The sequence below is a fragment of the Slackia piriformis YIT 12062 genome, assembly GCF_000296445.1.
Taxonomy (GTDB): domain Bacteria; phylum Actinomycetota; class Coriobacteriia; order Coriobacteriales; family Eggerthellaceae; genus Slackia; species Slackia piriformis.
In genome coordinates this window covers 546,975-566,764 of record NZ_JH815198.1, presented here as the reverse complement: position 1 = coordinate 566,764, position 19,790 = coordinate 546,975, and the positions used below count along the sequence as shown (strand labels likewise).

The following is a 19,790-nucleotide window of genomic DNA, read 5'->3' as shown; positions in this document are numbered from 1 at the left end:
TACGAAAATCTTTGCTTGTTCTTACAGAAATCGAGCGTTTTAGCAGGTCAAATACAATTTCTATCCCATGCAAAACGCACGTTTTTCCCCATAATCCAAACCGGCCCTACCCGCTTTGCCGCTCGTCGAACCAACGCATGTATTCGTGCGCCTCTTCGCGTGCGTGCTGCATGACCGACGTCTCCGAAGGCGCGCGCACGGCATCTTCGCCGCCGTCGATTCCTTGCAGATCGGCCAACGTATACACGAAAATATCGTCGAAGCCGACGCATCCCGTATCCACGCAGCCCCGCTCGGTCAAATCGAAGACCACGCTCATCCTGCCTCTGCGAGCGCGACGCATGCTCTTTGCCTCCGTGCGGGAAAACACGCATGCTTCCTGGTCATCGCAGAAAAGCACCACGTCCGCGCGCGCCAAGCCCTCGCGCCATGTGCCATCGCGTGCCGCCGTGCGCACGACCGTCGCGCCGCATGCTTCCAAACGCTCGCACACCGCTTCGCCCGTGCGATTCTCCCCTACGGCGAACACGACGCGTTTCGGCAAATCGTCGAAGACGAATTGTGCGAGGTCAAGAGCGGAAACGGCCCTGTGTTGCGCCAACGCCTGTTCATCGAGGCCCGCGCTACATGTTCCGAATTTCACCGCAGACGCAACGAGACGCTTTATGCACGCACCCGATACGCCGTGGACAACGGAAGCGGCGTACGCGGCACGCATCGCTTCGACAGGCGACGAATCCGTCGCGCAAAACGTGTCGTATCCGCTTGCGACATGAAGGGCATGCAATGCGGCGTCGAAGCCTTCGGCGGCATACAAACACCCCACGACCTGCGATGACGCACATCCGATGCACGAAGCGACCATGTCCGCCAGCACCTCGAAGCTGTCAAAGCCGCCGTGCATCACGACATACGCCTCGAAGCGCCCTCCATCGAAAATCACCATCGCTTCTGCGATGTCGGGCGCCGCCGCGCAGACGTCAAGCATGCTCGCCGGCCTCATCTCCGACGCTGCGCGCCACACATCACGCGGAGCTGACGCGCGTTCTATCCCTGCAAGCACCAGCTCCATGGCTAGCCTGCCGTCACGAACATGAGCAGCAGCGCTCCCAGAAAACCGCAGATAGAAAGCACAGAGCGCACTTTCGAGCTCGCCACATGGGGCGCGAGATACGATAGCGCCACGAATGCGGCGATGACGACCCATACCGCAAGAGACAGCCCAATGCGCGGCCAGAGATAGGAAAAACCCGCGGGGCACCCCAGTGCAACCATGGCTCCATGATGCATCGCGTAGCGGCCGAAACCGATTAGCATCCCCAGCGTGAACAGGGGAAATCCTACCAAAGCGGCACGCTTCGCCACCCTATTGAGCGTCTCGATGGCAGGCATGCTCAAGCTGAACAGCCGCGCGCTGCGCGCCTTCATCAGGCGACGCTGGTAAAGCTGCATGGCCGATGCGGCGGCGCTGATCACGAAGCACGCCATGGCCACCAGGAAAAGCAGAATATGCACAACGAGCGACGGCCACTGCTCGTAGGCGCTATTCGCGTAAAGCGCATAGCCTGAAGCCATAAGAATCATCTGGGAAAACAGGATGAAAAGCGATACCGTTGCCGACGCGATGGCTAGATACCCATACGGTCGGCGGCTTGCAACGGATACGAAAAGCGACACCAAGGCAAGCACCCAGGATGCAAGCATGAGAATGTTCGGACCTTGAAGAATAGTTCCCGACGTGCTCACCGACTCCATTCCGATCGACGCAGAATGGAGCAGGAAAGCCGCAAGGAAGAGAAGTCGAGCAGCAACAGGAAAACGGTCGCTTTTTCGAATGGTGCGAAAGGCGCACAAACCGGCAGAGCAGCCATACAGCGTGACGCTTGCCACGGCCATGAGAAAGGCGACCATCGTTCTCCTTTGATGCTTTTCGTCGGGGATTCGACGTGTTTTCAGCATACCGACGCGCGCGACAAAACAAAATAACCCATTCGGGCTAATCGCGGCACGGGACGTACGTCGCACGGCGTATAGGCGAAAAGACGGCGGATCCTTGCCGATTTCGCAGCAGACTTCGAGAAAATCTTACCTGCCTCGCAGCACGCCCGTTTCAAAACCATACGCAACAAGCGCGGCTCGATTGTCGCAATGCGCCTTCGCCGTCATGTTCGCCAAATGGACCTTCACCGTCTGCTCGGAAAGAGCCAAGCGCGCAGCAATTCCCCTGTTGGAAAGACCGCGAGCGATATGATAGAGAATCTGCTGCTCACGCACAGTCAACACGCTTTCCTGCTTGATGGACAGAATCATGGCTCCTCCAATTCGTTTCAATGCACGTCGCCGACAGTCGCGCACGATTTCGCCACGTCGGAAAAGACGACGATTCCAACCGACCGTCATCCGCGCAGTCTAGCGCATCCCGCACCATGAAGCGACAATCGCGGCGTGCCCTCACCGACATATTCGCCAACCACCGCGTCAATGGATCCTGCGCGGCAAGCATCCGATCAAGGCTTACTGCAGCAAAGAAAGACGTGGCAATCTTCGGGCCTCCGGGCCAGTCGTCCATGCTTTAGATGAAGCCGCGGCGTGCTACACTTGCCCACGTAACCGACCAGGATGCCGTGCGCATCCGCTTTTAAGGAGCTCCGCATACATGAAGTTTTAGACGATGCGCGTTTTCGTGCCCCATCCGCATCAGGCCGCTTATGCGGCGCACCTTTCGCGCATGTTGGGCAGCATCGTCTTTTTCGTTCGTTTTTCACACGGTTTCGTTTCGCATCCCTTCTCGCAAGACATCGTACATGCGACCTTCCCCGTATGTCCTTCTCGCGGGACCCCCGCACGTCGGCCTTGCGCGTCGCTCCCGCACGTCGGCCTTGCGCGTCGGCTCCACACGCGCATCTCCACACCCCGCGCGCGTCCTCCGCGACCGAAAAGCACGCTCCCCCCATGCGCGACCTCTCACGACAGGAGGCCGCCTTATGGCACGGCAAACACTCACACTATCCCGTGTTTCGTTCACCTATCCGCAGGCCGCACGCGCCGTTCTCACCGATTTGTCCGCCGCCTTCGCGCAAGGTTGGACCGCCATCGTAGGCGATAACGGATGCGGCAAGACCACGCTCGCCCGCATCGCCTGCGGCTTGGAAACACCCGACAAAGGCAGCATTTCAGCACGCCTTTCCTTCGCATATTGCGAGCAAGACCCGCGTATCGAGCCCTCGCTGCTGTACGATTTCGCATGCGATTTCTCCCCCGAGGCAACACGCTTGCGCACCGCCCTTGAAATTCCCGACGACGCCCTTTGGCGCTTCGGTTCGCTCAGCGGCGGCGAACCGAAGAAAATCCAGATTGCCGCGGCGCTTTGGAGCAGCCCTTCGCTCCTTGTCCTCGACGAGCCCACCAACCACGTCGATGCGACCTGCCGTGAACGCATCCTTGAGGCGCTGCAAGCGTTTTCGGGCATAGGCATCGTCATCTCACACGACCGCCGCCTGATAGGCTCTCTTCCGAATCGATGTCTTTGCTTTGAGAACAGACATTTCGTCATGAGGCCCGGAACCTACGACAACGCCTCGGAACAGCGCAAACGGGAGCTTCTTTGCTCGCAGCGCGCCAATGAGAAAGCGAGAAAAACCGTCGCGGCATTGCAGCGCGAACATATCCGCCGCGCAGAAGAGGCGTCCAGGACGGCGAAACACCGCAGCGGCCGCACACTCGACAAGCATGATTCCGACGGACGCGAAAAACGACGGCTGGCGGTATACGCGGACCAGGACGGAAAAGCCGGGGCGCTCGCAAACGCAATGAGCGGGCGGCTTGAGCGAGCTCGAGCAGACCTTTCACGTACACGCACGGAAAAACGCTACGAAGGAGACATAGCCTTCGACATGCAGCCCCACCCGCGCAAAACCCTGCTGCGCGTAGAAGAGGCATCGATAACATGCGGGCCGCAGGCGAAGCTGCACGTGCCCCGGTTCCACGTGGACAATACGGACCACGTGGGAATCAGCGGGAAAAACGGAAGCGGCAAAACGACGCTGATGAAATATCTGATCAGCCGCATTGATTCCGATATCCCCGCCCTATTCGTGCCTCAAGAATACACGCCCGACAAAGCGCACCGGCTCGTACGCAGAGTGCGCAAGGAATCCTCCGAGATAAAGGGGCGCATCCTCTCCATTGTCGCCCGCCTCAATTCAAACCCCGATCGCATCCTCGAAGGCGAGCAGACCAGCCCGGGAGAGCTGAGAAAGCTCGCTATAGCTTGCGGCATCGTCGACGGCGTCGCGCTCATTGCGGCGGACGAGCCCACCAACCATCTTGACATACACTCCATTGGAGCGCTCGAACGGGCGCTGGCGCAGTACCCCGGAGCGGTCGTTGCCGTAAGCCACGACGAGCGCTTCCTGGAGACGGTATGCACAAGACGCATTCATATCGAACGCGAAGGGGACGAGTCGCGCTGCCATATTTCCTGGAACATCGCCTGGGCGACGGATTCGACGCCGCGCCCAGGCCCAGGCGTCAGCCCCTGTGCGTATCCGGGCGTCGCCCTCGGTTCGCGTCGCGTCCGGCACCCCAGGCAGCGGCTTCTTATCTGCAGGTTCTTAGCAAACCCGCAAACTCCTTGTTTTCACGGAGCGCCGAGTCCTCGCAGACGCAAAATGCACGAAACGGCTCCCCGACACTCGCAAAACTCACGAAACATATCAAATACCCTTCAAGATTAGGGCAACATGCGCTTCCAATCCCAAAATTACTGGACAGAATATGCGTTAGTGTAGATTATCTTGCATGAATTGCCCAGGAAGCGACATCCGATTGATACGTTTCGTGCAATATGCGAGTGCCAGAACGTGTTTTGGCGCATTTTGACCCGCAGACACCCTAAGTCTCGGCTTCTCCGGCAAAAGACACGACTCGCTACTCCACGCCGAGCGCATCGGCAAGCTCGAGCCACTCGTCCTCGAGCGCCTCTTTCGCCGCGCGCAGCTCATCGAGCTCCGCCTGCAGCTCGCCCAAACGCACGAAATCGGTGGGATCGGCGCCGTCCATCTCGGCCTGCTTGTCCTCCACCTTGCGAGCAGCCGTGCCCATTTTCTTATTGAGGCTTGCCAAGCGCTTTTTCATCTCGCGCAATTCCGCGTTGGTGTAGCCAGAATCGGAAGCCTTCGAAGAAGCGCCCTGCTGAGCCTGGGCCGCCGCTCCCTGCCCCGTCACGTCGGCGAACGTTCGCCCGGATGCCGCGGACCGATTGCGCTCGTCAAGCAGCTCGAGATATTCGTCAACGCCGCGCGGGCAATGGCGAAGCTTGCCGCCTACGAGCGCATACTGATCGTCGGTGACGCGCTCCATGAGGTAGCGGTCGTGCGTCACCATGACAAGCGTGCCCGCCCAGGTGTCCAGCAAGTCCTCGAGCACCGCAAGCATATCGGTATCGAGGTCGTTTCCCGGCTCGTCGAGAATGAGCACGTTCGGCTCGTCCAAAAGGATGAGCAGAAGCTGCAACCTGCGCTTCTGGCCGCCCGACAAATCGCAGATGCGCGTGTACAGGTGGCGAGACGAAAAGCCCAGGCGCTCAAGGAGCTTCGCCGGCGTGGTCTCCTTGCCGTCGAGCACGACGCGCGTGCGATAGCGCGAAAGCACTTCCGTCACGCGATACTTGCTCATTTCCTCGAGTTCGTCCAAGCGCTGGGAAAGCACGGCGAATTTGACCGTTTTGCCTATTTTCACGAATCCGAAAGTGGGCTTGAGCGCGCCCTGGATGATCTTGAGCAACGTGGTCTTGCCGGCGCCGTTTTCGCCAAGCACGCCGATGCGGTCGCCCGGCCCGATGATCCAGTCCACATTGTCGAGCACCGTGCGGTCCCCGAAACGCTCGGTCACGCGAGTCAGCTCCACGCACTGCTTGCCCAGGCGCTGCATGGCCATAGCCCGCAGCTCGAGCGTGTTACGCACGGGCGGCTCTTCGGCAATAAGCTCCTGGGCCAGCGCCATATGAAACTTCGGCTTGGTGGAACGGGCGCGAGCACCGCGGGAAAGCCATGCGAGCTCTTTGCGCATGAGGTTCTTGCGCTTCTGCTCGGTTACCTGCGCTACGCGGTCGCGTTCCACGCGCTGCAAAACGTAGGCGGAATATCCGCCCTCGAACGGATCGACCAGGCCGTCGTGCACCTCCCACATGGCATTGGCCACCTCATCGAGGAACCAGCGATCGTGCGTGACCGTCAAAAGCGCTCCGGTACCCTTCGGCCAACGACGGTTCAAATACGCCGCAAGCCATGCAATAGCGTGCATGTCCAGGTGGTTTGTCGGCTCGTCGAGCATGAGCACGTCCCAATCGCCCACGAGAAGACGAGCAAGGTCCACGCGACGACGCTGACCGCCCGAAAGCGTCTTCACCTTGGCATCCCATGCGATATCCGCAATCAGCGCTGAAATAACCTCGCGCACGCGCGGATCGCCCGCCCAGACGTATTCGGGGGTGTCCCCCACCACCGCGTATTCGACGCTCGCTTCGTCTTCGAGCGAATCGCGCTGACCAAGCATGCCGATGCGCAGGCCGCGCGTATGACGAACCAGACCGTCGTCGGGCTCGACCAGGCCCGCCAGCACGCCGAGCAGCGTGGATTTGCCGTCGCCGTTTTGGCCCACGATGCCTATGCGATCGCCTTCATGGACGCCGAGCGCCACGTTGTCGAGAACCGTCTTTGCCGGATATTCAAGATGGATGCCTTCGCATCCGAACAGAAATGCCACGTACTTCGCCTGCCTCGTATATCGAAATTGCGTTGAGCCAATGATGCATCCAGCCATTGTACCAGGCTCGGCGCGTTCGTTTCGTCACCTTGCTGCCGTCTTTGTCACCAAGCCGCTACCCGCCCGTCAAGCTCGGGACAGCGCGATCGGTCATACTGGAAGGAGAATTCAAGGAGGAACGCCATGAGAAGAGCCGCCTACACCAACGACATCTCGAAACCGCCCATCGTGCTTCGCGTTCTGGGGAGCATCGTCAAATGGACGCTCATCGCCCTGCTTGCGGGCCTTGTGGCGGCAGCAGCGTATTTCGTCGTGCGAGGATACGCGCTCTATAACAACGCCGCGCAGGAGAAAAGCGTCGCGGACATGGTTACAGACATCGAATCGCGCGCCGGCTTCACGCCGCTCGAGGAGCTCCCCGAGACATACCTGGCGGCAGTCGTATCCGTCGAAGACCACCGTTTCTACCAACACCCCGGATTCGACGCGCTCGCCACAAGTCGTGCGCTGTTCAACGACTTGCGGGCAGGAGCGATCGTCGAAGGCGGCTCGACCATCACGCAGCAGCTGGCGAAAAACGAGTTTTTCTCCCAGGAGCAAGTCGTGGAGCGAAAAATCGCGGAGGTGTTCATGGCGTTTGATATCGAACGCGCCCTGGACAAAGACCGTATTTTAGAGCTCTACGTGAATTCAATCTATTTCGGCGAAGGCCTCTATGGCATCGGCCCGGCCTGTCAAGGATACCTGGGCAAGGCGCCCGGCACCATGAACGACTGGGAAAGCACCATGCTTGCCGGCACGCCGAACGCCCCCAGCGTATACGCCCCCACCGTGAATTACGACCTGGCATGCCAGCGCCAGCAGCAGGTGCTCGAGCAAATGGTGAAATACCACGCGATCACACAGGAAGATGCGAACGCCATAGCGGCCCAGGCAAACGAATCGCCCTGGGCGTAGAACGAGAACTATAATGCTGTCAAACGGCAAGGAGGAGCAGCTATGGACACCAAAGCCATCGTGAGGCAACAACGTGCCTACTTCGACACGGGAGAAACCTTGAGCGTGGATGCACGCATAGACGCGCTCTGTCGGCTTCGCTCCGAAATCAAGCGATCGGAACGCCGTATCATCGATGCTCTTGCCTCTGACCTGGGAAAATCATCGCAGGAAAGCTACATGTGCGAAATAGGGCTCGTACTTTCCGAGCTTCGCCACCACATAGCGCACATACGGGAATGGGCCGCCCCGAAGCGCGTGCGCACCGATGTGGGCAACTTCCCCGCACGCAGCTTCACCATAGCCGAGCCGTATGGCGTCGTGTTGGTCATGGCTCCTTGGAACTACCCCTTCATGCTCTGCATGGAGCCGCTCATCGGAGCGATTGCGGCCGGCAATTGCTGCGTCGTCAAGCCGAGCGCGTACACTCCCGCCACAAGCCGCGTGGTGGCCGAAATCATCGAGGCCGCATTCGATTCGTCATACGTGACGGCAATCGAAGGAGGCCGCGCCGCCAACGAAGCGCTGCTCGACCAGAGATTCGACTACATCTTCTTCACCGGGAGCCCCGCCGTCGGCAAGCTCGTCATGCGCAAGGCGGCGGAAAACCTGACCCCCGTCTCTCTCGAGCTGGGAGGAAAAAGCCCCTGCATCATCGCTGCGGACGCCAATCTCGCGCTCGCCGCACGACGCATCGCATTCGGGAAGTTCCTCAATTGCGGGCAGACGTGCGTCGCACCCGACTACGTGCTCGTGGAGCGCGACGTACATGACGAATTCGTTGCCTTGCTGGGAGGATACACCGCAAAAATGTACGGATCCGATGCGTTGCTTAACCGCAATTACGGGCGCATCGTAAACCGCAAGCATTTCGATCGTATCCTCTCGCTGATCGAGCCCGCCAAAACCGTATACGGAGGCACGCACTGCGTAGAAGATCTGCGCATCGAGCCCACCATCATGGATTATGTCGATGCGGAAGACGCCGTTATGAGCGAGGAGATTTTCGGACCCGTGCTCCCCGTGCTCGTCGTGGAGAATATGGCCGAGGCGGAGGCGTTCGTCAAGGCGCGCCCGAAGCCTTTGGCGCTCTATCTGTTCACCGAAGACCGCGCGCTGCAGGATCGAATCGTACGCACCGTTTCGTTCGGAGGAGGCTGCATCAACGACACGGTCATGCACCTCGCCACATCCAACATGGGATTCGGCGGCGTTGGCGAAAGCGGCATGGGAAGCTATCACGGCAAAGACAGCTTCGACACGTTCAGCCACCGCAAAAGCATTCTGCATAAATGCAGCAGCGTCGACGTGCCGTTGCGCTACCAGCCGTACTCGCGCTTGAAAGAGCGCATCATCCGCAGTGTGCTGCGCTAAGAGTCCCGTTCGTCGCAAGCGAGATTATTCGTCGGCCTCCAAGGCTTCCAGATACGCGGCGTACAACTCCGGCATGATGCGTTTCTGATTCACCGGCTTGAAGCTTTCGGCGCTTACGAGGCAATGCGTGGACGAGCCGGTGCAGCACGGCTTGTCCACACCGACAGCCTGGCCGTCCTTGTACACCTCGTACGAATACACCGTTTTAGCCGGAGTCAGCTTCGTCACGCGCGTGCGCACGATGGCCGTATCGCCGTATGTCAGCGGCATGCCGTAGGAAAGCTGCACGTCAGCAACGGGAGACATATAGCCCGCCTTTTCCATCTCTTCGTAGGAAAAGCCAAGCTTCTCGAGGAACTCGGAGCGGGCGATTTCGAACCACACCAGATAGTTTGCGTGATACACAATACCCATCCGGTCGGTCTCGGCATAACGAACTCGAATCCTGCTCTCGGAAATCATTTTCTCTCCGTTTCTCCAGCTCTTCGCTTCCTATGTCCCTTTGAATCGCGCCCGCAGACGCATCGTTTCACAGCGGCGATGATACCACCGCGTATACTGATACCTGCCGCCAAGCGCTTGCCGCAAAGGAAAAAGCACGAACCAAAGCGAGGCGCACCGCCGCATACCAAGCACTCGGCCGAAGCTGGACTGATCCTGTATCCCGGCGCAAAAGTAGACCCTCACGCCTACGTCCCCTTGGCGGAAAAGATCGCCGAGCGAGGATATATCTGCGTAATCGCGAAAATGCCTTTCAACCTGGCTTTTTTCGGCATCGATGCCGCTTCAGGCATCATAAACAACTACCCGCAAACCGATGCATGGTGGATTGCGGGTCACTCGCTCGGCGGCGACGCCGCCGCTCAGTACGCAGCGAACCATGCCGATGCTTTGGAAGGCATAGCGCTTCTTGCCTCCTACCCCGCAAGCGACCTTTCGGAAACGAGCTTGCGTGCGCTTTCGGTCTACGGCTCGCAGGACCTCGTTTTGAACCGCGAATCACTGGCTGAAAACGCAAGCAAGCTTCCAGCCAATGCGAAAACCGTCGTCATCGAGGGTGGCAACCATGCCGGATTCGGAGCCTACGGTCCACAGAAAGGCGACGGCGAGGCAGCGATATCTGCCGATGAGCAGCAGGAGGCCTTTGCCAATGCCTTTGATGCGGCGGCGAGCGCCGATCGGCAATAACCAGCGTGAGCATTCTGCACCATAGGACAGCACCGCCCGTGACGCCACGCGAACTAGGCGCCAGGCGATGCCGTCCCAACCAGAAAACAACCCGCCGCAGTTAAACTGCACGAAAACCGATGCCGACACTCGCAAAACCCACGAAACGTATCAGCGGATTCCCCGAAACAATCCTGTCATAAAGAGAATGGGCTAGTTTCTCTACATATCTTAGTTGTGTGTTGATTATCTCATTAAGAAAAGCATTTAGATTTTCTCATCTTGATACGTTTCGTGCGTTTTTCGATAAAACAACCAGCGTTTCGTGCATTTTCCGACAGATGCGCCGCAATTCGTGAGGACATGGACGATCGCCCCGCGCTGCAAGCCGCTTTTCTGAAGACGGGCGCCTTAAGCCTTCGGCCCGGCTTCAAACCGCTCGCCCCAACCACACCCCCCGCATCTTTGAAACGCAAAGCAAGGCGCGACCGTGTATATAAAGGCGACCGTGTATATAAAACTGCGAACCCGCGGCAAAGCCCGCGAATCCGCAGAATAAGCTCTCATTGTTAGATTCCGAACCGCACGGCGCAACCTGTCGAAAGCGCAGAGCTTCGAGTCCCGCAATCATGCCCGGTGAAACCGCAAGGTCTCGATCTACAGCGCCTCGAGGTCGTACGGCGTGGTCTGGTAGACGTAGTAGTTCAGCCAGTTGGTATAGATGAGCTGGCCTTCGGCGCGCCAGGAGACAATCGGGGCCTTTGTGGGGTCATCATTGGGATAGTAGTGCACAGGCACCTTGATATCCAGCCCGCGCTCCACGTCTCGATCGTATTCGAGCTTGAGCGTATCGCGGTCGTACTCGGGATGGCCGAACACGAAGAAATGCTTGGAGTCGATGCTCTTGGCAATGGAGACGCCGCATTCATCGGAATAGGAAATGACCTCGAGCTTTTGATTGGCGACGATGTCCTCATAGCGCGTTTCGGAGTGACGGGAATGGGGCATCATCGAAACGTCGTTGAAGCCGCGTACCAACGGAGACGAGGGCTTTATCAGGCGGTTCTCGAAAACACCGAAGCATTTTTCGTCAAGGTTATGCTTCGGTACGCCGTAATGATGATACAGGGCCGCCTGGGCTCCCCAGCACACATGGAACACGCTGTGGACATTCGTCAGGCTCCAGTCCATGATTTTCACCAGCTCGGGCCAATAATCCACCGTCTCGAAGTCCAAAGTCTCTACCGGGGCGCCGGTGATGATCATGCCGTCGTAACGATAATCCTTCACCTCGTCGAACGTGCGATAGAACGTTTCCAGATGATCGGCGGAAACGTTTTTGGACTGATGGCTTGCAATGCGCAGAAGCTCGACCTCGATCTGCAGAGGGGTGTTGGAAAGCTTGCGCATGATCTGCGTCTCGGTGACGATCTTCGTGGGCATGAGATTGAGAAGCAGTACGCGCAGCGGACGAATGTCCTGATGCATGGCGCGATGCTCGGTCATGACGAAGATGTTCTCGCCCTCGAGAATAGACGTGGCAGGCAATGCGTCGGGAATTCGAATTGGCATGGGATGCTCCTCTTTGGTTGAAACGTGCCGAAAATAAACCGCAGCGCGATACGCAATACGCGCGCGGCACAAATGCACTGTGCCCGCATATTGTACGGCAACCGCAAACGCATACAGACGAAAAAACGCCGTCTGCCGAAAAGCACCTTCGCCATGATCAGCCTTCGACGTCAAAGGCCGGCTCTGGTCGCATCGCGCCAAAGCACCGCCCGACAAGAACTTGCAACACAATTGCAACACTTGACCCGTCCGAAAAACGGCCCTTCACCCTATAATGGCTCGAAGCGTACAATCCACGCGCTCCTTTCGGAGCGCCCTGCACACGACAACGAGAGGAATCGCATGACCGAACGTATCGGCACCACCTGCGTACAGGGCGGCTACCGCCCCGGCGACGCACAGCCGCGCCAAATTCCTATCTACCAATCCACCACCTGGAAGTACGACACTTCCGAGCACATGGGCAAGCTCTTCGACCTGGAAGAGTCCGGCTACTTCTACACCCGCCTGCAGAACCCCACCAACGATGCCGTGGCCGCGAAAATCGCCGAGCTCGAAGGCGGCACCGCCGCCATGCTGACGAGCTCCGGCCAGGCCGCGAACTTCTTCGCCGTCTTCAACATCGCCGGCGCCGGTGACCACGTGGTGGCAAGCTCCGCCATCTACGGCGGCACCTACAACCTGCTCGCCCACACCATGCGCCGCATGGGCTTGGAGTGCACGTTCGTCGCGCCCGATGCGAGCGACGAGGAGCTTGAGGCGGCATTTCGCCCCAACACCAAGTGCGTGTTCGGCGAGACCATCGCCAACCCGGCGCTCGCGGTGCTCGACATCGAGCGCTTCGCCGCCGCAGCTCATGCGCACGGCGTGCCGCTGATCGTGGACAACACGTTTCCCACGCCCATCAACTGCCGTCCCATCGAGTGGGGCGCCGACATCGTGACGCACTCCACCACCAAGTACATGGACGGCCATGGCGCCGCAGTAGGCGGTGCCATCGTGGACTCGGGTAACTTCGACTGGATGGCCCATGCCGACAAGTTCCCGGGCCTCACCACCCCCGACGAGACCTATCACGGCGTGACCTACGCTGAGAAGTTCGGCCAGGGCGGGGCCTTCATCACCAAGGCGACGGCCCAGCTCATGCGCGACTTCGGCTGCATCCAGAGCCCGCAGAACGCCTTCCTGCTCAACCTGGGCCTGGAGAGCCTGCACGTGCGCATGCCGCAGCACTGCAAGAACGGTCAGGCCATGGCGGAGTTCCTCGCCGGCCACCCGGCGGTCCGCTTTGTGCGCTACCCGGGCCTTCCCGACGACACGTGCTACGACCTCGCCCAGAAGTATCTGCCGAACGGCTCCTGCGGCGTGGTGAGCTTCGGCTTCACCGGCGGCCGTGCTGCTGCCGAGCAGTTCATGAAGAGCCTCAAAATCGCCCAGATCGCCACGCACGTGGCCGACGCGCGCACCTGCTGCCTGCACCCGGCGAACGCCACGCATCGCCAGATGAACAACGCCGAGCTTGAGGCGTGCGGTATCGCGCCGGACATGGTGCGCCTGTCCTGCGGCATCGAGTCCACGGAGGATTTGATCGCCGACGTCGAGCAGGCTCTCGCCAGCCTCTAACGCGCCCTTTCTGAAATCGCAAACGGGCTCGGCACGCAATTGTGCCGAGCCCGTTTTTCGTCGCGCGACCCCCTTTTCGACAACAGCGCAACCGCTCGCCCGCAGACCCGTCCTCCAAAATGACGGCGCGCCCCTGCCCCGAGACAGGCAAAATCATCCGCCCAGCAGCGCATACTTCTTCTTGATGCGCGCAAGCTTGCGCATCCATGGACCGTACAGAATCACCAGGAACACCACCGTGGATATGGCGTGCATGGTATCGAAGGGAAGCGCGACCGCATACACAATCAACGCCTGCCCAATAGAGTGCGGATGGTAAAAGCCCACGATGCTCCAGATGTTAAGAACGAAGCCGTAGAGATACCCCGAAACGAACCCCCATGTAGCCAAAGGGACAAGGCCCAGAACAGCCTTCGCGAACTCGTGGCGCGAGACGGGCGCAGCATCGCCTCTTTCGCCCTCTTCCACCCGAATGCGACCGAACACCTGACGCACACCGTCGAAGACACCAAGCGACGCCAAGACGCCGCCCAGATACCCAATGAGCCCCCATCCATACATCTGCCAAGGGGTCCACGGTCCTTGCCCGAAGAAGAAATTCGAGACCAGCGCCGCAAGCGCCCCCACCATAAAGCCGCTGCGCCTTCCGAAGGCAGCGCCCGCTATGATGGCGATGGCCGACACCGGCTTAAAGCTCGGAAACGGAGCGAACAAGATTCGCCCCGCTGCCGCAAGGGCAGCGAGAACCACCACAGGCATAGTATCGCGCAAGCGCGGAGCGTTTTTCTCATACCCCGCGAAGAACAAAACCAACGACGCCACCGCAACGACGATGCTCAACAAAGCCGCCTGATCGATCCCCGTCATTGCGCATGCGATAAGCGCAATCGGGGCCATCACAACAGCGACAAGCTCTACGACGACGTTAATCGCGCGCCTCATACGGATTCCTCCCCCCACCGTCGAAGCAACGTCCCGAACAGACGCGATGCAGCATTAGGCCTATATACCAGGTTGTTGGCGAAGAATTCGCGGGCGCTTTCGGTGCACGCCGTCTCCCCATCGAAAAGCATGGACACCTCATCGGCGGTCACCAGCGCGAAATCAAGATCATGCGTCACGAACACGACGGTGCAGCCCTCCGCGGCCAGACCGCGCACGATGGTCGAAACATCCGCGCAGGATGCGGGATCAAGTCCCTTCGTGGGCTCGTCAAGCAGCAAAAGCTCGGGCTTGCAGAGCAACAGCTTCGCGAACGCGAGCTTTTGCTGCTGACCGCCTGACAGATCGTACGGATGACGCTTTTCGCACCCTTCGAGCCCGAATCGACGCAGCATCGCGCGTTCGTCCTCGCGGGCGTATCCGCATCGCTCGCGCCATTCCGCAAGCTCCTCTTCGACGCTGTCGCAGACGAAAAGCGCCTTGGGGTCCTGCGGCAGAAGAGCCTGCGCGCCCACGAGGTCGTTTTCCACTCTGCCCCTTTGAGGAGACCCCACTTTGGCCACAAGCTTGAGAAGCGTGGTCTTGCCCGAGCCGTTGCCCCCGACAAGCGCATGCACGCTTCCACGGCGCACTTGCAAATCAACCCCACGCAGCACCCACGGCGCGCTCTTTTCATAGCGAAACATCGCCCCGCGTACGCGTACGCAGCATGAACGCGCATCTCGCGCGTCTTTCCCAGCCAGATCAGCGTCCCAAGCTTGCCAGCGCTTGTTCAACGCGGCCTCCACCTGCTCGCGTGTGCCGACATCGCCTATCTTTCCCATGGCTATGGTGCGCGTCGCGTAAGCGGACACATCCTCAGGCGTGTGGGTAGCCATGATGATGGTAACGCCCAGCTCACGGTTCACGCGGCCGAGCATGAAGAGGAATTGCTTGAGCGCGTTCGGATCAAGCTGGGAAGTCGGCTCGTCAAGCAGAAGCAAGCGCGGACGCAGCGCTAAGACCGCAGCTAGGTTGACCAGCTGCTTCTGGCCGCCAGACAACGCCTCAACCGACGAGCGAACCCACGGCCCTATCCCGAAGAAATGAGCGACCTCGGCTACACGACGTCGCATCTCGTCTTGTTCGACGCCGAGATTCTCCAAGCCGAACGCGAGCTCGTGCCACACGGTGTCGCACACGATTTGGGCTTCGGGGCTTTGCGTGACGAACCCGATAGAAGAAGCCGACTCTCTGGGAGAAAGACCGCACGGATCCTTCGGAGAAACCATCTCGCCGCCTTCGACGACCTTTTTCCCCACAACGACGATAGACCCCGTGCGCGAGCCTTCGGGCGCCAGCTCAGGCTTGAGCGAACGCAAAAGGGTGGTTTTGCCAGATCCGGTCGAACCCACCAAAACGCAGAAATCCCCTTCATTCACTTCGAAAGAGACCCCATCAAACACACGGTCGCCCACGCCACCCCGGCGCGGGCTTCCATCGGCAGGATAGGCGAACGAGAAATCGTTTACCTCAACGAGCGCCACAGCCACCACTCCTTCGCATACAACACGACGGGAATAAGCATCATGAGCGCATAGGGAACATACCCCCACCACGCAACCAACACGCTCGCCGTCGGATAGAACTGATACTGGGAACACGCGATGTAGGCCAAGACGGCGTTGATCGCCGCGAACAGAGCAACCACCGCGAGAACTGCCATATCGCTGGCAGCAAGGCGGTAGCGCTTATACGTCGTGCGACGCGCGCCGCAGTCGTAGCCCCGAGCGCGCATGGCACTGCTGCGCTCGATGCCGTCTTCCATGCCCCATCCCATGAGAATGCTGACGATTCTGAGCCTGTCGTCCCTCATCTGCCCCTTCGTGCGCGGCGCGGCGGCGCTCGCGGCGTCTTGTATCAGGGCAATCGAGCGTCCGCGTGAAAGAAACTGGGGGACAAGACGCATGACCTGCGTAATCATCAGCGTGACCACGGGAGCCACGTTGCCGAACAAGGCCAAGGAACGATCGCTGTTCATGCAGGCCGAATAAGACGAAAACCACAGAAACACCGATGCGAGCATGCCGCCCGAGCAGGCGCCGTAAAACAGGGATTCCGCGTAGACGGCGAACAGGCCGAAACGGAAAACCTCGGTCGACCCCATTGCCGAGAACAACGGATTGGCCACCGTGACGATCAGCCACATGGGCACGATCCAAAGCAACGAACGGGCCGTACGCCCGAAACCGCGCGTCACGCACGAGGTGGCGAACGCACCCGCGAACGAGATAAGCACATATACCGGCTGCATAGCCGCCATCGAAAACACGAGGGCGCATGCTAAAAAGACGAATGCGACCGCGGGATGATAAGTAGAGAATACGTTTTCCATGAACCCTCCGGTCATAGCGAGCGACGCATGAGGAAAAGCGCCCGCCCCCTCTCGGGACGGACGCTTGCGAGGCTTCGCGCTGTTATCCGTTGATATCGGTCACATAACGCCATGCGACGACATCGCCGTCGCCGAGCGTGTACAGCCCGGAAGACATCTGCGGATCCACGCCGTTTACGGAGTATTTCCAGCCCCATGCGCCCTTGGAGGTATCCTCGGCAAGACCGCCGATGGCGCTTACATAGGACCCTCCGAAAGGCGAGCTGCTCGCGTTGACGGACAACCCCGTCGCCACCAATGCATCGAGCGCCGTCGCCCCGCGTTCAAAGGTGAACTGCATAGGACCCGCCGAGACAGGGTTGCCCACCGTCGCGCTCGTTACGGAAACGGTGATGGTCACCACGTCGCGGTTGGACTCCGGAACCGGGGCGGACGGAGAGGAGGCGCCGGCGCTCGCCGTCTGGTCGCCAGCATGGGACGCAACCACCGTTTCGGTGCCGGTCTGCACCACCTCGGAAGCCTCCGACACCTCCTGTCCTGATGCGCCGGAGGCCTCGCCTGTACCGTCATCGGACGAAGCCTCATCGGAATCCTCGGAAGAGTCGGAAGCCGGTTCCGAGGAAGCGGCAGCTTCCCCGTCCGAAGACGCCTGTTGCGTCGTCTTGAAAAGATCCGCATGATCGAAAGCTTCTTCCCCCGGCACGAATAGGAAAGACGCCGATACCGCGATAATCGCAACAGCCACGACGGACACGATGGCCATGACGACGCGCTGGGTGTTCGTCAGCGGCTTTTTCGCCGCAGGGGCGGCCGCGGAAAGGCCGGGGGCAATACGGGCCGTCTTGTCGGAAGATGAGGCGCTGGCGCCGCCCGACTCGAGGATGCTCTTTTTTTCATCAGACATGGCTCGACCACCCTCCGGCTAAGCGCGACGACGCGCGACGACGAAATACACCATGACGCCCGCCAGGGCGACAACGCCGACCGCAATGCCCGCGACAGCGAACGGATTGAGCGTCGCGGAAGCGGACGATGTATCAGCTGCGGTAGCAAAGGCGGAACCGACGGCGGGAGATTCCTTTTTCGCGCTCGAAGAGGCGTCGTTTGCGCTCCCCTGCATCGCGGAAGAAGCCTTCTCGTCATCCGCGGCAACAAGCGCTGCGCTAGACTGCGTCACCCCAGAAAGAGGGCTGCGCGTAGCCACGACGCCATAGGTGGACACCACCTTCGTCGAATAGGACGGAGACGGCGAAACGGACTGCGATGTCGCGGACGAAGACGAATCGCCCTGGGACGACGGCGGATTCAACCCGCCGGAATCAATGGGGGGCCTGACGCCTCCGCCGTTCACATCCTCGCCCCACTTCGCATACAACGTCATATCGCCCGTGACGGGCCTGGAGAAGTCCCACGCCTGCGTCAGCTGTTCGTCGGAGAACCACCCCAAGAACAAATGCCCCTCACGCGTCGGGTCGCCCGGTCGGGTCATCGGCTTGCCCTGCGCCACGCGAAACGTCGAGACCGCCGATCCTCCGTTGGACTCGAAGCTCACAGCAAAGCTCGGCGCAGCGCTCAGCTTGAACAACGTGCCCGAATCGTTGGTGTAGTAAAGGTTGCCCTCCGCGTCGGCCACAATGGAGGCAAGGCAGTAGTTCTGCATATCGCCTTCGGGAACGAAAAGCTGCTCGGCAGCGTCGTCGCCGAGCTTGTAGCGATACACGCCGCCCGGCACGCTGTTGCAGGTGAAGTACGCATAGACGCCATCGCCCTGAACCGAGATCAAAGGAGCGCTCTGAGACTGGCCCGTGCCTGCGACCACGCTTTTCTCAAGCGTCATCGTAGCAATATCGATCACGGAGATGGTACCGTTGACCGGGTATTTCAACGAATCGGACCCGCAGACGACAGCCTTGCCCTGCACGACAGCGGGCGTAGAGGTCGACGTGGCGGAGAACTTCACCGATCCAGCAAGCCTCAACTCGTCGCCGACGCGCTCGATCTTATGCAGAACGCCGTCGCTCTTGGTCACGGCAAGATAGCTGCCTTCGCCCGCCTTCGAGGTCTCGGCGGCAACGATGCCCGCACGGCACGGGCCGCTCACGGTGACCGAAGACAGCTCCATGCCGGTTTTGCCGTCTATGAGCGCGACTTTGCCGAAATCGTCGCCAACGATAAGGTCGTCGCCCGACGCGGCAGCACCTGCCCAGTAGAAACCGCCCGTATTCTCCTGCGCGGCAGTTCCGGTGCGCTTGACCCACTTGGTCGATCCGTCTTTAAGGGAAACGCACACCATCACGCCCTCGGTGGTGGGATTGTCGCCGTTTTGCGGCGAGAACATCGCGTAGACGAAACCGTTGGAAACGGTCAGCGAGGACATGGCCTGGTACTTGCGTTCGGAACCTTCGGGGGCGAAAGACGCGGTCTTCCACACGCACGTCAACGTATCGGCGGTGTAGGCGGCAAGCTTGCCGCCATCGTAGGCAACGACAATCAGTCCGTCGGCATAAACAGGACGGCAGATGTACTGCGTGTCCTCGCCGGTCGGCGTGGTCGCGACAGGTTTGCCGGTATCGCCGTCGATACGCTGGATTTTGCCCGATGCAACGAGGTAGACGTCGCCGCCGACCACGAGAAGGTCGGAAACGGTCGCCCAGGATGCACCATCTTTAAAGTCGTACTTCCACGCAAGGTCTGCCGCCTCGGTCGGCGTGGGGGTGGTCACCGTCGCGCCGGCAGAGCCGCCCGCGAAACCTGGCCAGTCGGCATCGAGTTCAGGACGCTCGGCATCCGGATTGGTCGTGTCTCCCTCGGAAGGAAGCGACGCGCCATCGGCAGCGTAATACCACATAACCGTATCGCCCGCGCGCAAATTGACGCTCGAGGCGCCCACGCTGGAGGCCTCGCCGTTGACGAACAGCTGCCAGTACCTGCCCGTCGCCTCGTCCCAGCCGAGCACGCGGCCGTCGTAGGGCGAGGT

Annotated in this window: 16 protein-coding genes; 5 read left to right on the top strand and 11 right to left on the bottom strand. The window is 60.1% G+C overall.

Annotation, left to right across the window (positions count from 1 at the left end):
• Positions 1 to 106: 106 nt before the first annotated feature.
• The 3 genes from HMPREF9451_RS02515 to HMPREF9451_RS02505 form a co-directional block, all read right to left on the bottom strand.
• A complete protein-coding gene (locus HMPREF9451_RS02515) occupies positions 107 to 1,072 on the bottom strand; it encodes a glutamyl-tRNA reductase (RefSeq protein WP_009138724.1) in 966 nt (321 codons plus the stop codon).
• A 2-nt stretch (positions 1,073 to 1,074) separates the two neighbouring features.
• On the bottom strand, positions 1,075 to 1,911 hold the full coding sequence (ccsA, locus tag HMPREF9451_RS02510) for a cytochrome c biogenesis protein CcsA (protein WP_009138723.1): 837 nt from the start codon (positions 1,909 to 1,911) through the stop codon (positions 1,075 to 1,077).
• A 174-nt stretch (positions 1,912 to 2,085) separates the two neighbouring features.
• Positions 2,086 to 2,310: a response regulator transcription factor gene (locus tag HMPREF9451_RS02505; protein WP_009138722.1), complete on the bottom strand. Its 225-nt coding sequence runs from the start codon at positions 2,308 to 2,310 to the stop codon at positions 2,086 to 2,088.
• Between the two features lie 674 nt (positions 2,311 to 2,984).
• Here HMPREF9451_RS02505 and HMPREF9451_RS02500 point away from each other — a divergent pair.
• The gene (locus HMPREF9451_RS02500) at positions 2,985 to 4,736 is read left to right on the top strand and encodes an ATP-binding cassette domain-containing protein (RefSeq protein WP_009138721.1); all 1,752 of its coding nucleotides are present in this window, start codon (positions 2,985 to 2,987) and stop codon (positions 4,734 to 4,736) included.
• Positions 4,737 to 4,929: 193 nt separating this feature from the next.
• Here the strand turns inward: HMPREF9451_RS02500 and HMPREF9451_RS02495 are convergent, their stop codons facing one another.
• Complete coding sequence (locus HMPREF9451_RS02495; protein ID WP_009138720.1) at positions 4,930 to 6,822, bottom strand: ABC-F family ATP-binding cassette domain-containing protein; 1,893 nt, start codon at positions 6,820 to 6,822, stop codon at positions 4,930 to 4,932.
• 126 nt (positions 6,823 to 6,948) lie between these two features.
• Here HMPREF9451_RS02495 and HMPREF9451_RS02490 point away from each other — a divergent pair, with 126 nt between their 5' ends.
• Positions 6,949 to 7,722, top strand: a complete 774-nt coding sequence (locus tag HMPREF9451_RS02490; protein ID WP_009138719.1) for a biosynthetic peptidoglycan transglycosylase — start codon at positions 6,949 to 6,951, stop codon at positions 7,720 to 7,722.
• A gap of 42 nt (positions 7,723 to 7,764) precedes the next feature.
• On the top strand, positions 7,765 to 9,135 hold the full coding sequence (locus tag HMPREF9451_RS02485; protein ID WP_009138718.1) for an aldehyde dehydrogenase: 1,371 nt from the start codon (positions 7,765 to 7,767) through the stop codon (positions 9,133 to 9,135).
• A gap of 24 nt (positions 9,136 to 9,159) precedes the next feature.
• On the opposite strand, the gene HMPREF9451_RS02480 is transcribed toward HMPREF9451_RS02485, so the two are convergent.
• Positions 9,160 to 9,597: an acyl-CoA thioesterase gene (locus HMPREF9451_RS02480; protein WP_009138717.1), complete on the bottom strand. Its 438-nt coding sequence runs from the start codon at positions 9,595 to 9,597 to the stop codon at positions 9,160 to 9,162.
• 78 nt (positions 9,598 to 9,675) lie between these two features.
• Here HMPREF9451_RS02480 and HMPREF9451_RS02475 point away from each other — a divergent pair, with 78 nt between their 5' ends.
• Complete coding sequence (locus HMPREF9451_RS02475) at positions 9,676 to 10,323, top strand: alpha/beta hydrolase (RefSeq protein ID WP_009138716.1); 648 nt, start codon at positions 9,676 to 9,678, stop codon at positions 10,321 to 10,323.
• 636 nt (positions 10,324 to 10,959) lie between these two features.
• Here HMPREF9451_RS02475 and metA read toward each other — a convergent pair.
• Complete coding sequence (metA, locus tag HMPREF9451_RS02470; protein ID WP_009138715.1) at positions 10,960 to 11,874, bottom strand: homoserine O-acetyltransferase MetA; 915 nt, start codon at positions 11,872 to 11,874, stop codon at positions 10,960 to 10,962.
• Positions 11,875 to 12,216: 342 nt separating this feature from the next.
• On the opposite strand from metA, the gene HMPREF9451_RS02465 reads away from it, so the two are divergent.
• A complete protein-coding gene (locus HMPREF9451_RS02465) occupies positions 12,217 to 13,497 on the top strand; it encodes an O-acetylhomoserine aminocarboxypropyltransferase/cysteine synthase family protein (RefSeq protein WP_009138714.1) in 1,281 nt (426 codons plus the stop codon).
• A gap of 153 nt (positions 13,498 to 13,650) precedes the next feature.
• Here HMPREF9451_RS02465 and HMPREF9451_RS02460 read toward each other — a convergent pair whose 3' ends face one another.
• The 5 genes from HMPREF9451_RS02460 to HMPREF9451_RS02440 form a co-directional block, all read right to left on the bottom strand.
• Positions 13,651 to 14,439, bottom strand: a complete 789-nt coding sequence (locus tag HMPREF9451_RS02460; protein WP_009138713.1) for a DUF6580 family putative transport protein — start codon at positions 14,437 to 14,439, stop codon at positions 13,651 to 13,653.
• Positions 14,436 to 15,965: an ABC transporter ATP-binding protein gene (locus HMPREF9451_RS02455; protein WP_009138712.1), complete on the bottom strand. Its 1,530-nt coding sequence runs from the start codon at positions 15,963 to 15,965 to the stop codon at positions 14,436 to 14,438. The genes HMPREF9451_RS02460 and HMPREF9451_RS02455 overlap by 4 nt, the downstream gene beginning before the upstream one ends.
• Positions 15,947 to 16,813 carry an energy-coupling factor transporter transmembrane component T gene (locus tag HMPREF9451_RS02450; protein ID WP_009138711.1) on the bottom strand — a complete coding sequence of 289 codons (867 nt, stop codon included), beginning with the start codon at positions 16,811 to 16,813 and terminating at the stop codon, positions 15,947 to 15,949. The genes HMPREF9451_RS02455 and HMPREF9451_RS02450 overlap by 19 nt, the downstream gene beginning before the upstream one ends.
• A gap of 82 nt (positions 16,814 to 16,895) precedes the next feature.
• A complete protein-coding gene (locus HMPREF9451_RS02445) occupies positions 16,896 to 17,717 on the bottom strand; it encodes a DUF4430 domain-containing protein (RefSeq protein WP_009138710.1) in 822 nt (273 codons plus the stop codon).
• Positions 17,718 to 17,735: 18 nt separating this feature from the next.
• Positions 17,736 to 19,790, bottom strand: a 2,055-nt coding sequence (locus HMPREF9451_RS02440; protein ID WP_009138709.1) for an InlB B-repeat-containing protein, incomplete at its 5' end; no start/stop codon positions are given.